General features: G+C 62.9%; 20 protein-coding genes, 1 tRNA gene and 1 rRNA gene. 11 read left to right on the top strand and 11 right to left on the bottom strand.

All coding sequences use genetic code 11. The features are described 5' to 3' along the window. Positions 1-60: 60 nt before the first annotated feature. Positions 61-684 carry a peptide-methionine (S)-S-oxide reductase MsrA gene (locus ACFQL3_RS17695; RefSeq protein WP_377056736.1) on the bottom strand — a complete coding sequence of 208 codons (624 nt, stop codon included), beginning with the start codon at positions 682-684 and terminating at the stop codon, positions 61-63. 53 nt (positions 685-737) lie between these two features. Between ACFQL3_RS17695 and ACFQL3_RS17690 the strand changes: the two genes are divergently transcribed. After that, entirely contained in the window at positions 738-866 is a 129-nt protein-coding gene (locus tag ACFQL3_RS17690) for a hypothetical protein (RefSeq protein ID WP_377056734.1), read from the top strand. 48 nt (positions 867-914) lie between these two features. On the opposite strand, the gene thpR is transcribed toward ACFQL3_RS17690, so the two are convergent. Next, a complete protein-coding gene (thpR, locus tag ACFQL3_RS17685; RefSeq protein ID WP_377056732.1) occupies positions 915-1475 on the bottom strand; it encodes an RNA 2',3'-cyclic phosphodiesterase in 561 nt (186 codons plus the stop codon). 86 nt (positions 1476-1561) lie between these two features. On the opposite strand from thpR, the gene lipA reads away from it, so the two are divergent. From lipA to ACFQL3_RS17670, 3 genes are read left to right on the top strand one after another with little or no spacing between them, the layout of a single operon-like run. Next, positions 1562-2494 (top strand): lipoyl synthase, encoded by a 933-nt coding sequence (lipA, locus tag ACFQL3_RS17680; RefSeq protein ID WP_377056730.1) that lies wholly within the window; start codon positions 1562-1564, stop codon positions 2492-2494. A gap of 48 nt (positions 2495-2542) precedes the next feature. After that, entirely contained in the window at positions 2543-3298 is a 756-nt protein-coding gene (locus tag ACFQL3_RS17675) for a tetratricopeptide repeat protein (RefSeq protein WP_377056728.1), read from the top strand. After that, entirely contained in the window at positions 3295-3588 is a 294-nt protein-coding gene (locus ACFQL3_RS17670; protein ID WP_377056726.1) for a DUF424 domain-containing protein, read from the top strand. The genes ACFQL3_RS17675 and ACFQL3_RS17670 overlap by 4 nt, the downstream gene beginning before the upstream one ends. A gap of 2 nt (positions 3589-3590) precedes the next feature. Here the strand turns inward: ACFQL3_RS17670 and ACFQL3_RS17665 are convergent, their stop codons facing one another. Genes ACFQL3_RS17665 through ACFQL3_RS17655 form a run of 3 tightly spaced genes read right to left on the bottom strand, consistent with a single transcriptional unit; the run spans position 3591 to position 5660 of the window. Then, positions 3591-3782, bottom strand: coding sequence for a hypothetical protein (locus tag ACFQL3_RS17665; RefSeq protein ID WP_377056724.1), 192 nt, complete (start codon positions 3780-3782; stop codon positions 3591-3593). A gap of 37 nt (positions 3783-3819) precedes the next feature. Next, positions 3820-4710, bottom strand: coding sequence for an ABC transporter permease subunit (locus tag ACFQL3_RS17660; protein ID WP_377056722.1), 891 nt, complete (start codon positions 4708-4710; stop codon positions 3820-3822). Beyond that, positions 4707-5660: an ABC transporter ATP-binding protein gene (locus ACFQL3_RS17655; RefSeq protein ID WP_377056720.1), complete on the bottom strand. Its 954-nt coding sequence runs from the start codon at positions 5658-5660 to the stop codon at positions 4707-4709. Before ACFQL3_RS17655 ends, ACFQL3_RS17660 begins: the two co-directional genes overlap by 4 nt. 102 nt (positions 5661-5762) lie before the next feature. Here ACFQL3_RS17655 and ACFQL3_RS17650 point away from each other — a divergent pair, with 102 nt between their 5' ends. The 7 genes from ACFQL3_RS17650 to sufU all read left to right on the top strand — a co-directional run bounded on the left by ACFQL3_RS17650 (position 5763) and on the right by sufU (position 10091). Beyond that, positions 5763-6104: a helix-turn-helix domain-containing protein gene (locus ACFQL3_RS17650; RefSeq protein WP_377056718.1), complete on the top strand. Its 342-nt coding sequence runs from the start codon at positions 5763-5765 to the stop codon at positions 6102-6104. A gap of 4 nt (positions 6105-6108) precedes the next feature. Next, a complete protein-coding gene (locus tag ACFQL3_RS17645; protein ID WP_377056716.1) occupies positions 6109-6426 on the top strand; it encodes a DUF7521 family protein in 318 nt (105 codons plus the stop codon). A gap of 55 nt (positions 6427-6481) precedes the next feature. Then, positions 6482-6796 (top strand): DUF7521 family protein, encoded by a 315-nt coding sequence (locus ACFQL3_RS17640; RefSeq protein ID WP_377056714.1) that lies wholly within the window; start codon positions 6482-6484, stop codon positions 6794-6796. Between the two features lie 67 nt (positions 6797-6863). Then, positions 6864-7640, top strand: coding sequence for a sensor domain-containing protein (locus ACFQL3_RS17635; RefSeq protein WP_377056712.1), 777 nt, complete (start codon positions 6864-6866; stop codon positions 7638-7640). Between the two features lie 126 nt (positions 7641-7766). Further along, a complete protein-coding gene (locus tag ACFQL3_RS17630) occupies positions 7767-9017 on the top strand; it encodes an aminotransferase class V-fold PLP-dependent enzyme (protein WP_377056710.1) in 1251 nt (416 codons plus the stop codon). A gap of 195 nt (positions 9018-9212) precedes the next feature. Then, complete coding sequence (locus ACFQL3_RS17625; protein WP_377056708.1) at positions 9213-9581, top strand: TRAM domain-containing protein; 369 nt, start codon at positions 9213-9215, stop codon at positions 9579-9581. Between the two features lie 87 nt (positions 9582-9668). Then, positions 9669-10091 carry a Fe-S cluster assembly sulfur transfer protein SufU gene (gene sufU, locus ACFQL3_RS17620; protein ID WP_377056706.1) on the top strand — a complete coding sequence of 141 codons (423 nt, stop codon included), beginning with the start codon at positions 9669-9671 and terminating at the stop codon, positions 10089-10091. Between the two features lie 36 nt (positions 10092-10127). Here the strand turns inward: sufU and ACFQL3_RS17615 are convergent, their stop codons facing one another. The 6 genes from ACFQL3_RS17615 to rrf all read right to left on the bottom strand — a co-directional run bounded on the left by ACFQL3_RS17615 (position 10128) and on the right by rrf (position 14361). Beyond that, positions 10128-10535, bottom strand: a complete 408-nt coding sequence (locus ACFQL3_RS17615; RefSeq protein ID WP_377056704.1) for a universal stress protein — start codon at positions 10533-10535, stop codon at positions 10128-10130. 51 nt (positions 10536-10586) lie between these two features. Then, positions 10587-11681, bottom strand: coding sequence for an aminopeptidase (locus ACFQL3_RS17610; RefSeq protein ID WP_377056702.1), 1095 nt, complete (start codon positions 11679-11681; stop codon positions 10587-10589). A 45-nt stretch (positions 11682-11726) separates the two neighbouring features. Continuing rightward, the gene (locus tag ACFQL3_RS17605; protein WP_377056700.1) at positions 11727-13295 is read right to left on the bottom strand and encodes an MATE family efflux transporter; all 1569 of its coding nucleotides are present in this window, start codon (positions 13293-13295) and stop codon (positions 11727-11729) included. 198 nt (positions 13296-13493) lie between these two features. Continuing rightward, positions 13494-13826, bottom strand: coding sequence for a BsuPI-related putative proteinase inhibitor (locus tag ACFQL3_RS17600; RefSeq protein WP_377056698.1), 333 nt, complete (start codon positions 13824-13826; stop codon positions 13494-13496). 181 nt (positions 13827-14007) lie between these two features. Next, a tRNA-Cys gene (locus tag ACFQL3_RS17595) sits at positions 14008-14083 on the bottom strand. 156 nt (positions 14084-14239) lie between these two features. Further along, a 5S ribosomal RNA gene (rrf, locus tag ACFQL3_RS17590) occupies positions 14240-14361 on the bottom strand. Between the last annotated feature and the right edge of the window lie 154 nt (positions 14362-14515).

Genomic DNA, 14515 nt, shown 5'->3' with positions numbered 1-14515 from the left:
TAGCCGTCGAGGCTAAAACGTTCTTTCCTCTGTGCATACCGACCGAGCCAGCGGTCCGGACTAGTCGTCTCGTCGCGACGTCGGATCGTACGACTCCGGAAGGAACGGAGCAGCCACGTCCTGTCCCGCAGCGTGAGCGTTCAGTCTCGCTGCCGCAGGCGACTCCCTGATAGCCTCGGCGTCGTACTGTAGTTCGTCGAAGACGTCGGTGATCCAGCGCTGGCTCCGTAGCTGGAACTTCTGGTGATAGCTCTCCGCAAGGTAGAACTCGTCGGGTGGTTCGAGCCGGGTTTCGACTTGCTGTCGGCGCAAGTCACTGTCGTCCAGAAAGGCTCGAAGCTGCTCGCGCTGGGCGGCCGTCTCGGTGAAGACGATGTTCTGATACTGTCGTTTGCTCGACTGGCGACGGGGAGAGTGTTCGGAGAACGCCCAGTCGAGGAGGTCACTGAACGAGAGTGTCGTCGAATCGTACTCCACCTGCACGACCTCGGTATGGTCACCGATCACCTCGTAGGATGGATCGGGCTTCGTCCCGCCTGCGTAGCCGACCCGTGTCCGAACCACACCATCCATCGCGCCGGCCGCGGCGTCAGGCCCCCAGAAACAGCCGAGTCCAAACGTCGCCGTCGACGTCTCTGTGGGGGCGTTCGCGTCGTACTCGCTAAGGAGTTCTGGAGTGAGCATTGTTCTGTGAATCCGATGTGGTATTGTATCAGGGCCGGAACCGATTAACGCTCATGGAGCTATCGGAAGACGTCCCACGAGTCACGTTCGGCGTCGTATCGGACCGGGATGCCCTCTCGCATCTCGGCGTACCAATCGAACAGTTTGCATTAGCCGTCCAGCGAGAGCACCAGCGCTGGTGAATCCGCACCCGACAGTGCACCAAGCGAGTGCGACCGCTGTGTCGTCGCTCACAGGCTGACTCGCGAGACAGTCGAGTACTCGGGACCCTCGGAGGTCAGTTCGCTCTCGGTCAGTCGGACGTCCTCGACGGTCCACTCGCCGATGACCGGATCGAGCTCGCGGACGCCAGCCTGGACCAGTTCCTTGCCGCCGGCGTGGTCCATCCGCGCCAGCGTGACGTGGGGGGTGAACTCGTGGTCTTCGGCGTCGAAGCCGAGGTCGACCATCCGCGCCTCGATGGCCTCGTGGAGCGCGGTGAGTTCCTCGGGCCCCGCCGAAAAGCCCGCCCAGAGGACGCTGATGTACTCCATCGAAGGGAAGACGCCGAGCCCTTCGACGCGGGCGGTGAACGGGTCGACGCCGGCGTCCTCGACGGCGGCGGCGAGCGCAGTCTCAACCGTCTCTACGCGCCCGGACGCCACGTCGCCGAGGAACTTCACGGTAACGTGGGCCTGCTCGGGATCGGTGAAACTGAGCCCGCCCGCGTCGCGAAACTCGTCCTGGACGGCCGCAACCTCGTCGGCGAGTTCGTCGGGCAGGTCGACGCTCACGAACAGTCGTCTGCTCATATGAGAGAGTAAGCGCGCGTGACTCAAAAGCGATAACGTCGCCGCGACGGGCAACGTTATAGACCTTCGCGTCGTTAGCCGAGGGTATGAGTCGCTCGCGGAAGCCCGATTGGCTCCTCAGCCCGCTCCCCACCGGCGAGGAGTTTACCGGGATCAAACAGACGTTGCGGGACCGAGACCTGCATACGGTGTGTGAAGAGGCCAACTGCCCGAACATGGGCGAGTGCTGGAGCGGAAACGACGGCCCCGGAACGGCGACGTTCATGCTAATGGGCCACAAGTGTACCCGCTCGTGTGGCTTCTGCGACGTCGAAACCGGTGGCGGCGAACCGCTCGATCCCGACGAACCGTCCGAGGTCGCCGGGGCAGTTGCCGAAATCGGCCTCGACTACGTCGTCCTGACTTCGGTCGACCGCGACGACCTGCCCGATCAGGGTGCGAGTCACTTCGCCGAAACGATCCGCGAGATCAAGCGTCGCGACCCCGAGACCCTCGTCGAGGTGCTGATCCCCGACTTCCAGGGCGAACCCGAGCTAATCCGGAAGATCATCGACGCCGAACCGGACGTGATCGCCCACAACATCGAGACCGTCCAGCGCTTACAGGGCAAGGTCCGGGACCCCCGCGCGGGCTACGAGCAGAGCCTGCGCGTCCTCGAACAGGTCGAGCGGGAGTCCGACGTCTACACCAAGACGTCGATCATGCTGGGCCACGGCGAGCACGACCACGAGGTCTACCAGACGCTCGCGGACCTGCGCGAGGCAGACGTCGACGTCGTCACCTTCGGCCAGTATCTCCGCCCCTCCGCGGACCACCTGCCCGTCGGCGAGTACGTCCACCCGGACAAGTTCGATACCTGGCAACGCGTCGCCGAGGAGGAACTGGAGTTCCTGTACTGCGCCTCGGGACCGATGGTGCGCTCGTCGTACAAAGCGGGCGAACTGTTCGTCGACGCCGTGCTCCGGGAGGGGAAAACCGTCGACAGCGCGCGGGCCACCGCGCGGGCCTCCGAGAGCTAGGAAGGCGCTAACGCAGGTCTTAACATCGTCCCAGACGAATTTATCCGTATGACAGATTCAGCAGACAATCCCAAGGACGACCACGAGTTCTCCGAGGGAGAGGGCTTCTCCGGCGACTACGACGAGTTCGATCTCGACCCGCCCGAACTCGAAGTCGACCCGGACAGAGTCGACCCGGTCGACTCCCGCGTGATCCCGGACCTGCTCGACGACGAGACAACCTCGAACGACGAGATCGACGGGAACGCCCTGCTCGACGTCGGCCTGAACTACATGGCGATCAACCGGTACGAGCAGGCGACCGAGACGTTCGAGCGGACCGCCCGGTTTGCCGAGGACGAACTGGTCGAGCAGGAGGCCTGGGTGAACAAGGGCGTCGCCCACGCGGAACTCGAAGAATGGGACGCGGCGATCGGCGCGTACAAGGAGGCCATCTCGATGGATGGCTCCAGCGAGCACGCCGCGACGGCGGAGACGAACCTCGCGTTCGCGCTCTGGGAGTCCGGCCGAAGCGAGCAGGCACTCGAACACGCCGAACGCGCCGTCGAGATCGACCAGCGCTTCGCCGAAGCCTGGTACAACCGCGGATTCCTGATGCTGGAACGCGGTCTGGCCGAGGACGCCCTGAACGCCTTCGACAACGCCATCAGGCTGGGTATGCGTAATCAGGTCACCCTCGAAGAGAAGGCCCGCGCGCTCGAAGAACTGGGCAAGCACGAGGAGGCCGAAGAGATCGCCGAGGAGGCCGAAGACATGCGCCGGGAGGCCGAGCGGGAGATGGTCGACGAGGAGATCGGAGAGTGATCGTCAACGAGCGGACGACCGAGAAGGGACTGCTCGTTTCGGTCTGTGATCCCGACACGCTCGGAGAGAGCTACGAGAGCGACGACATCTCCCTGACCGTGACCGAAGAGTTCTACGGCGGCGAGGAACTCGACGAGGCGGACGTCGTCGAGGCACTCTCCCGGGCGACGATTGCAAACATCGTCGGGGCGGACTCGGTGGCGCTGGCTATCGAACACGGCTTCGTCGAGGAGTCGAACGTTCTCGAAGTCGGTTCGACGGTACACGCGCAGATGCTACGGTTGGCGTAACCTCACGTTTCTTCTGCGGACTCGTCAGCACCCGTATTCACCAGCACGAGACCGAGTAGCGACAGTCCCGCGAGCGTGAGTCCGATCCACTCTAGCCCGCTGTCGAAGGCAAAGGCCGCAACGGTGTGGAAGAGGCCGACAAACGCGAGTCCGAGCAGTAGGAGACTGGCGCCGAGCGCCCGTTTGGTCACCATACAGGAGCGCAGGGGTGGAGCGACTTAACGGGTCGGGTCAGCCGAGATCGGCAGTGCGGAACCGCAGATAGCCGAGGAAGACTGGGACGATGATCCAGGCGAGCAACACGACGGCCGAGAACCACTCCGAGAGGTAGAACGGAACCTCCCCGACGACAAAGTCTTCGAGCGGTGCATCGCCGAAGACGTTGACACCGATAGGGAACTGGAGCGTCAGCGTGGGAACCTGCTGGTCGATTAGCCCCGAGGCGACCACACTGTACGCTTCCATCGGATTGAGTCGCTTGAGCGCTAGCGCCCACGGCTCGATAGGCGACTCGGGGCTGATGGGGCTAGCCGGGAACGAACCGGTTACGATCCGGTAGATGCCGCCGACGAGCACGTCCCAGAAGCCCAGAAAGACCAGATAGGTGCTGACGACGCCCGCCATCGCGCGACCGCGGGAGGCGACCGCCGCGGAGAAGCCGACCGCGATGCCGACGAACGCGAAGCCGAGCAACAGGTGGGCGGCCGCTAGCCCGGCCAGACCGCCGACCGGCACCTCGCCGAACAGCAGACCGGTCAGGAGGATCGCGACGACGAACGCCGCGAGTATCGCGACCCCGACGACGCCCGAACGACCCAGAAGCTTTCCGGCGACGACGTCCTCACGCGTCGGCGGGAGGCTGAGCAGGATCTTGATGCTGCCGGAGCGTCGCTCCCCGACGATTGACATGTAACCCACGATCAGCGCCGCAAGCGGGATAATGATTTGGAGGGGCAACGCGAGTATCGCCGCAAGGTCGCCGGACGGTAGGTCACCCTCGAAATACCAGATCGCGCCGTAGACGAGAACGATCAGGCCGACGAGGAGGCCCGCCAGCGACCAGAGCATCTTGGATCGGACGGCGTCCTCGAAGTCCTTTCGGGCGACGGTCGCGATACTCATGCTGGCACCTCCTTGGCCGTCTTCTCCGCGTCCTCTTTTGTCCCGTTCCCGGTGAGTTCCGCGAACAGGTCGTCGATGTCCTGATCCTCGACCTGAATGTCGCGCACGGTCGTTCCGGCGGCCTCGACATGGTTGATCGCTTTCGCTTTCGCCGCCGACCGGCTACAAGTGATATCGAGGTTGCCGTTGCGTGCTGTCGCGCCGGAGACGCCGTCGATGTCCGAAAGCGTCTCGACCGTCCGGTCGGAGACGTCGTCAACCGACAGTTGGAGGTGAGCGTCCCCGCCGATCTGTGCGTAGAGTTCGTCGAGGGTTCCGACGGCGACGAGTTCGCCCTCGTTCATCACACCGATACGATCACAGACCTCCTCGACGTGATCGAGGATGTGGCTCGAAAAGAAGACAGTCGTTCCGCGCTCGGCCTCCGAGCGGACTATCTCTTGCATCTCCTGGATGCCGGTCGGATCGAGGCCGCTCGAGGGTTCGTCCATGATCAGCAGATCGGGGTCGCCGACCAGTGCCATGCCGAAGGCGAGGCGCTGTTTCATCCCCTTCGAGTAGTCACCGGCGTTGCGGTCGGCGGCGTCGCCGTCGAGGCCGACGCGGGCGAGATACTCCTCGGGGTCGCCGTTCGCACCTTTCGCGCGCTGTACGAACTCGATATGTTTGCGACCGGAGAGGCGCTCGTAGAGATCGAACCCCTCGGGCAGTACGCCGACACGCTTGCGGATCTCCTGTGACTCGTCTCGGATATCGTAGCCGAGTACGGTAGCCGATCCGCTCGTCGGGCGGGCGAAATCGAGCAGCATGTTGATCGTCGTCGATTTTCCGGCACCGTTCGGGCCGAGAAAGCCGAACACTTCTCCGTCGTCGATCTGGAGGGACACGTCGTCGACCGCAACGACGTCGCCGAAGCGTTTGCTCAGCGAGTCGGTTTCGATAGCGGGCATGTCGTTTCCAGCATCGGCCCGGCATACATTAATACCGCCGTCATAGTTTCCGACCGAGAAACTGTGGACGTTTTTATATGATGTGTGATAACGAACAAATGAATGACCGACGATGAGGAAACCGAGCTGCTCGCGATACTCGACGACGAGTATGCACGCTCTATCCTCATCGAGACGAGCAAGGAGCCGATGGATGCAGAGCGGCTTGCCGAGCGCTGTGATGCCTCGCCCCCGACGATCTACCGACGGATCGATCGACTCGACGAGCACGACCTGCTGGAGGCCCAACAGCAACTCGATCCGGACGGTCACCACTACAAGACCTACGCCGCCCGACTCGAACGCGTCGCGGTCGAAATCGAGGACGGTGAGATGGATATCGACGTGTACCGGACGGAAGAGGACCCTTCCGACCGATTCACCAGACTGTACGAGGAGCTCTGATCCGATGACTATCACGCCACTGCTGACGACGACCGGTGGCAGCCCGTTCGTCGGCGTGCTGGTGTTCGTCGGCCAGACGCTGGCGTTCCTGCTGGCATGCTGGATCGTGCTACGCGCCTACCGGGGCTACCAGCGCGCCAGCGCGCCCGCACTGCTGTGGCTGGCTATCGGCGTCGCGCTGCTCAGTGCCGCACCGACCGTGACGCGGTTCCTGCTCCCGACGCTAACCGATCTCCCCTCAGTAACCATACAGGTCGTTGCGACGAGCGGCGAAATCGCAGGCCTGCTGGCGATACTGTACTCGATATTCGGAAACCCATGAGACGGACACGCTACACACCGACCGACCGCGACACTGCCCGCGGGTGGTGGTCCCGATGATCGCAGAGACCGTCCTCTCGGCCATCGAGGCCGAACTCGGCAGTAGCGCGACCATCTTCCTCGTCACGCTGACCAGCGCGGCACTCGGCGGCGTCGTGGCCGGACTCGCCTATCGAGGGTACAGACGCAACCAGAGCGAACCCATGCTCTACCTCGCGGTCGGCGTCGGGTTCCTGACTGTCGTCCCTTTCGTGCTGTCGTACAGCGTCGACGGCCTGACGGACGCGACCGATGCCCAGATACTGCTCGTGATTACGGGCTGTAACCTCGCCGGCCTGCTCGCAATCGCACACTCGTTACGGAGACCGTGAGATGACTACTGACACAAAAGATAATACCGAAACGGATCGTACCGTTCGAAACGACAGAGGGAAAGCGATGAGCACGGGAACCGACACCTACAGCGTTGCAACGGACGGGCTTCGCTGGTTCCTCGGGGCCCCCCTCCGCCGCCAGACCTACTTCAATCTGCTCTACCTGCTGCTGGCCTTCCCGCTCGGACTGGCATACTTCGTCTTCCTCGTCACTGGCTTTTCCGTTGGCCTCGCACTGATCATCCTCGTCTTCGGGCTCCCCCTGCTGGTGCTGACTATCTATTTCGCCACCCAGTTAGCCGCAGTCGAGCGAACGCTCGCGGAGGTGTTACTCGACGTCGACATCCCGGCGGCCGACCCCGCTGCCGACACGGGTGCGCTCGGACGTCTGAAAGCCCTGCTCCTCGACGTCGCCACGTGGAAAAGCACCGCCTATCTGTTCAGCAAGTTCTTCCTCGGCCTGTTCGCGTTCATCGTCGTCACCGTGCTGGGATCGGTCGTCGTCACGCTGTTGCTCGCGCCGCTACATTACGGCAATCCGAACGTCGGCATCGTGATGGGTAGCTCCATCGAGTTCACCCTGCCGGAGTTCGTCTTCGACCGTGGCGGCTGGGAGGTCAGTCTGGCACTTCCCTACAGCGCGACGCTCGAAACCGGCGAAGTAATCTCGACGTACGCCGACTCGGCGTGGAGCGCCCTCGCGTTCAGCGCTATTGGCGTAGTCGTCGGCATCCTCGTCCTGCACGTGACCAACGGGCTGGCGTGGCTGTTCGCACGCTACACCGAACTAATGTTGCGCTTTACGCGACCGTCGATCCTCACCGAACTTCGCGCGTCCTGACGGCGTCTCAGATGGCACCGTAGCGGCGTCTCGCGCGGCAGTAAAACGGCGTCCAGACCCGTCCGACAGGCGGCAGATGGTACGCGACCGAAGGAGTGTTTTGCCTGGAGTCCTTCCGCTTCAGTAATGAGAAGCCACGAGACCGCACCCCTCGATGTCGAGCGAATCCGCGAGGACTTCCCGATCCTGCAGCGGCAAGTTAACGACGGCCAACAGGTCGTCTATCTCGACAACGCGGCGACGAGCCAGACCCCGAACCAGGTCATCGACGTCTTCGGCGACTACTACCGTGGGTACAACGCCAACGTCCACCGCGGGATCCACCACCTCAGCCAGGAGGCCTCCATCGCCTACGAGGAGGCCCACGACCGCCTCGCCGAGTTTATCGGCGCGAGCGGCGGCCGCGAGGAGATGATCTTTACGAAGAACACCACCGAGAGCATGAACCTCGTCGCCTACGCCTGGGGACTACACGAACTCGAACCCGGCGATGAGGTCGTCCTCACGGAGATGGAACACCACGCCGCGCTGGTGACGTGGCAACAGATCGCCAAGCGAACCGGCGCGGACGTCCGGTACATCCGCGTCGACGAGACCGGCCGCCTCGACATGGACCACGCCCGCGAACTGATCGGCGAGGACACCCAGATGGTCAGCGTCGTCCACGTCTCGAACACGCTGGGAACGATCAACCCCGTCGCCGAGTTGGCCGACATCGCTCACGAGAACGACTCGTACATCTTCGTCGACGGTGCGCAGGCCGTCCCGACCCGACCGGTCGACGTCGAAGCGATGGATGCCGATTTCTACGCCTTCTCCGGCCACAAGATGGCTGGGCCGACAGGGATCGGCGGTCTCTACGGCAAAAAAGAGATCCTCGAAGGGATGGAGCCGTTCCTCTACGGCGGCGACATGATCAAGAAGGTCACCTTCGACGACGCGACCTGGAACGATCTGCCCTGGAAGTACGAGGCGGGCACGCCCCTGATCGCCGAAGGGGTCGCGATGGCCGAGGCCGCGGACTACCTCGACGACATCGGGATGGCGAACATCCAGAAACACGAGGAGTTCCTGGCCAACTACGCCTACGACCGGCTTTCGGAGTTCGACGACATCGAGATCTACGGCCCCGAACCCGGCCCCGACCGCGGCGGTCTCGTCGCGTTCAACCTCGGGTCGGTCCACGCCCACGACCTCGCGTCGATCATGAACGACTCGGCGGTCGCAATCCGCGCCGGCGACCACTGCACCCAGCCACTGCACGACAAACTCGGCGTCGCCGCCTCCGCCCGCGCGTCCTTTTACATCTACAACACGCCCGCAGAGATCGATATCCTGATCGATGCGATAGATGACGCGCGGGAACTCTTCGCCTAGAAGGATTACTGTACCCTCGGGACGGTCTGACGAGGGGACCGAGTCAGACCTCGAAGCGCGCGCTTCGGATGCGCGGGAACTCGTCGCCTGAAGCGGCCTCGTTCTGGCAGTTCCTTTGTTCTGGACCCCTGCTCTGGCACGACCGACTGGTCAGTAACGGGGGGTTTTTCAGGGATGAGCGACCACAGGGTGACGATGAACGTTCCACCGGAGATGACGCCACTGTTCGGAACAGTGCTCGTCGTCGCCGTCATCGGAGTCGCAGTCGTGCTCTGGTGGCGCTCGCGACGTGCATCCGACAGTTCGGCCTCGAAGCGCGCCCACCAGAAGGCACAGAGCCGTGACGCGCCGGTCGAGAAAGGCGAGATTATCGAGGCTGGGGTCGAAGAGCTGACCGAACACCATAGCGGGGAGACCGATGCCGTCGTCAAGGTCGAGGGGTTCGTGATCTTCGTCAAGGACGTTCCCAAGGAGGTCCAACCGGCGGAGATGCTCCGCGTGCGCGTGCTCTCGTTCAATCGGAAGGGCACCTCGGCAAGCGGGAAACTCCTCGAACGACTCTGAAACGGCGATCTATCGCAATCGACCGCTAGCGATCCGGTGGCGGCGTCGGAATCCTTTTGCCGCAGACGCACCTATCTATTTTCAACAATGGGAATGGGATCAGATATGTATCGCCAGCAGATCCTCGATCATTACAAGAACCCGAGAAACTACGGGGAGATCGAGGAGCCGACCTACACGCACGTCGGCGAGAACCCGATGTGTGGCGACGAGATCCGGGTCGACGTCAAACTGGCCGAGGACGACGAGACGATCGAGGGCGTCGCCTTCCAGGGTGACGGTTGTGCGATCAGCCAGGCGAGCGCAAGCATGCTCTCGACGAAGCTACCCGGCAAATCTATCGAGGACTTGATGGAGATGGATCGAGACGATATCGTCGACATGCTTGGCGTCGACATCAGTCCGATGCGAATCAAGTGTGCCGTCCTCGCCGAGAAGGTTGCACAGGACGGATACAAGATTCATACTGGAGAGAAGGATCTCGACCGGACGTCGACCGAAGACGACTGAGCCGCTGTTTTCTACCGCACAGTAAGCACGTTTTAGCTATCGAACGACGTTGACTGGCACGTCCGAGCGGCGGACGACGGTCTCGGCGACGCTTCCGAGTAGCAACCGCTTCACGCCGGACAGGCCTTTGCTCCCCATCACGGCCTGGTCGATGTCGTGTTCCCGAGTGTACGAGAGGATCACGTGTGCCGGCCGACCCTCCCGGAACTGGACGTCGAACTCCGTCGCTTCGGGGTCCACCCGGTCGAACCGGTCGCGGGCCTCTCGGGCAATCTGCTCGCTTTGCTTGATCTGTTCCCCATTCTCTGTCACGTAATCGCCCTCCAGCGGATGGATCACGTACAGCACCGTAATCGAATCCCCTTCGTGGTGTTCGAGCGCGTGCTCCAGAGCCTTCCAGGCGGTGTCCGAACCGTCGACCGGAACGAGGATCTCTCTCCCCATGACAGTATGCACGGGCGGGATTCGCTTAGTGTTTGAGTAGGTCCGGTCTCGCTACTCGAAGCCCTCTTCCCACCGGAACCGGCCGTTTCGCTGGACTGTTTCCCCATCGATTTCCAGCCGGGAATCCTCGCTGACGTCCGTGATCAGGTCGACGTGAACGGCGCTGTCGTTTCCAGCCACGCCGTCGGGCATGTTGGCGTCGTAGGCCCGACCGAGCGCGAGGTGGACGGTGTCGCCCATCTTCTCGTCGAACAGGATGTTGTCGGTGAAGCGATCGATCCCGCGGTTCATGCCGATCCCCAGTTCGCCCAGGCGGCGCGCGCCCGCGTCGGTATCGAGGACATCACCGATCACGTCGGCGTTCTGGCCGGCGTCGTACTCGATAACCTCGCCGTCCTCGAACGTCAGCGAGACGTCCCGGACCCGCTTGCCGTGGATGGTCATCGGGACGTCGAACTCGACGTGGCCGGTCGTGCCGTAGGGGGCGGTGAAGACCTCGCCGCTCGGGAGGTTGTGCGAGTCGTAGGCGACTGTGGCACAGCTATTGACCGCCGTTCGCTCGTCTATCGACATCGTCAGGTCGGTGTTCGCGGAGACAAGTCGGACCTCGCTTCCCTCGTCGAGCAGGTCCTTCATCCGATCCATCTCGTCGGCGAGGGAGTCCCAGTCCCGCAGAACGGCGTCGTAGACGAACTCCTGGTACTCCTCGTAGGCCATGCCTGCCTGCTGGGCAAGCGATCGGGTAGGGTGGACGGTCGAGACCCAGTCGGTATCCATCCGGGCCTCGCGCACTCCCTCCCTCGCTTTCGCGTGGGCCTGCCGGCGCTCCGCGGGGACGTCCGCCGTTGCCGACGTGTTGTGGCCACCCCCCAGCGAGAGATAGGCGTCCGCGTTCTCGTAGAGCGCGAGTTCGTGAGCCGGGTCCGCGTCGAACTCGTCGTCGTGGGCGCTGAGATACGCTCTGGCGATTTCGCCGGACGACCGCGTCGTGACGAGGTTCGCCCCCCGTTCACCGAGTAACTCCGCCGTCGCCACTGCGAGTTCGTGGGCACCCGGACTGACTGCGAGGACGACGTCGTCGCCCGCCTCGATCCGCGCGCTCCAGTCGACCAGTACCTCGGCGTGTCGTTTGATCCGATCGTCCATATCTCCCGAAAACGGCGGCGGCTACAAATACGTCGGGGAACCGACCTAGTCGTCCTGATCGGCAGGCGCAGTCGTGTCCGACGCCTCGACCGCCGGTTCGTCGATATACTTTTCCTTCCAGGTCCCACGCAGGAACCATCCTACCGCGACTATCGCCCCGAGCACGTTCCCGACCGCCATCCCGATCCAGATACCCGTCTCGCCCATATCGAAGGCGAACACGAGCAGATAGACCGTCCCCACGCGGCCGACCCACAGCGTGATGATCGAGATGACCATCGCCACCTTCGTGTTCCCGGCCCCACGGAACGCGCCGAGCATCACCTGCGAGACGCCGATGAAGGCGAACTCGACCGAGCGGATCTGAACGTAGTCGACGCCGAGCGCGATGGTCTCCGGTGCGTCGGGGACGTCACCGAGGAAGATACTCACGATCGGTTCGGTGAACGTGACCGCGATTACCGCGACGACGAGCATGACGCCCGCACCGGTCGTGGCAGCGAGCCACGCCGACCGCGCCGCTCGATCCGCCCGGTCCGCACCGAGGTTCTGCCCGACCATCGTGTCTATCGCTCGACCCAGCCCCATCGCGGGAAGGAAGACCAGCGAGATCAGTCGGTTCCCGAGTCCGTACGCGGCGACCACTGTCGGCGCGAACGTGACGACCATCGCGGTCAGACTGATCATCGCGAGCGCGCTCGTGCTCTGCTCGATCATGCTGGGCGTACCCAGCCGAACGATATCTTCGATAATATCGAGGTCCGGGCGGAGATGGCTCAGGCGAACGGCGGGTCCGACCGACGTACCGAAGAGGATACCGAGTCCCAGCCCCGTCCCCGCCCCGCGGGCGATAATCGTCGCGGCCGCTGCGCCCTCGATACCCCAACCAGTGAACCCAGTGCTAGCGAGCAGCGACGCTTCGACCCCCTGCAGTCCGGTCCACAGCATGAGCGGGTTGTTCTGAAAGCCGAAGATCAGGAACGGATCGAGGAGGACGTTCGCGACCACCGAGACCACCATCACCAGCATCGGCGTTCGCGTGTCGCCATACCCGCGCATGAGCGCCGAAAAGACGAAAAACCCGAACAGCAGCGGCATCCCGAGGAAGAAGACCTCCATGTAATCCGCGGCCAGCGGAATGACGTTTGCCGCGGTATCCGGATCACTCGGTAGGAGTTCGAGCGCCGGGCGCGTGTAAAAGTAGCCGACGATACCGATAACGACCGAGAGCAGACTGACGAACGAGACGGTCTGGCCCGTGACTAGCCCTGCCGACCGGTCACCCTTCGCACCGATATACTGGGCGACAAGGATCGCACCCGCGGTCGTAAAGCCGCCCGCGACGGCGATCAGCAGAAAGATCAGCGGAAACGCGAGGCTGATCGCACCGACAGCATCCGCAGAGAGTCGGCCGAGATAGAGCGTGTCAGCGACGTTGTAGGTCACCTGCAACAGTTGGATGACAACTATCGGCCACGCGAGATGAAAGAGCGGCCGGATCAGGCTTCCCTCGGTGATCGATTCTTTCGGCTCGTCGCCGGAATCGTCCTGTTCGGCCGTCGTATCGTTCGGGTCCGCTGGAGGGCGGTCCGAGTCGCGGGGCTGATCAGTCACTATCTTTGAAAAGGGAGCATGGGCAGTTCAGTATTTTGATGTGACTCTCGCACACGTTGTCAGCGACCCACCGAGATGTCCGAGAGATATCTCGTGCGGTCTGTTTTCTATCCGTCGGCCCGAAACGCGAGTAGTTTGTCAGTCACCCAGGGGAACGACGATTCGTCCGGAAAACCCCCGGGAGATGCCGACAAAGTGTCATATCGTCATCTCGACTCGTGTCTCGGCATCTCTGTCGGCTTCAAGGGTCGCGACTGCGACGTAGTCCCCCGATTGGGGATCGGACCAGGTGTATTCGTGTTCGAGAGTCTCACCGGGAGACAAGGTCACGCGCTCGAGCGCCTGAGTGAACATCTTGTCGTCGCTCCACCGCCAGACGGCCACGTCAGTGTCGGTATCGTGGACGGTAACGTCGGCGTGCTGTCCAGTTCGGAACGTCAACTCGACAGCCTCAGTGCCCCTGTTGGTCACGGCAAACCGAATCGTGATGTCCTCGTCGACAGTCACGTCCAGAGTCGGGTCCAGTGACATCCGTGGGAACGCTTCAGTCGTCTACACCGTCTGGGTTTCGCTCGTCTCGTTACCGGCGGCGTCGAGTTCGGTGACCGCACCGTTCAGCGTCGCAGTGCTCGAACCGATTGGCGGTCGGTCGTCCCAGAGGTCGAATCGTCATTTGATCTTGCCGCTCGCAACGTTGCTCGCAACAAAAGAAAGCCAAGGGCCGGATTTGAACCGGCGATGGGCGGCTCTGCAGGCCGCTGCGTTAGGCCGAACTCTGCCACCTTGGCGCAAGAAAACGTAGACGGGACTCCCGCTTAAGCCCTGCGTTTCGACAGTGGGAGTCGGGTCGGCATCGGCCACGCGTCCGCGCTGACCGGCACTGCCGCTCTCCCTTCTGAATGAAATAACCCCCGCGCCCGAATGGGCGCGGAGGGTCTATGAATAGCAGGCGGCGATCCGGTGTTTCCAGAGGGTCTCCCACTCCAGTACTTGCCGGAACGCTGGCAGGCTTATCTTCCGTGTTCGGGATGGGTACGGGAGTTGCCCTGCCGCTCTGGCCGCCTTAACGCCAACTCGTGGACTCGAACCACAATAATGGACACCTGTCCGTTGGTCAGTTGACCACCATATTCGTGTACGTGCGATCCAGTTTACGCCTGGACCAGGTCAGCAGAGCGAGTCGCTCTACGTTGTGGACCAGTGCAGATGATACACTCGGA

It is taken from the genome of Natronoarchaeum sp. GCM10025321 (assembly GCF_042663585.1).
Classification (GTDB): domain Archaea; phylum Halobacteriota; class Halobacteria; order Halobacteriales; family Natronoarchaeaceae; genus Natranaeroarchaeum.
The sequence above is the reverse complement of the archived record's forward strand: the minus strand, read 5'-3'. Positions and strand labels throughout refer to the sequence as shown.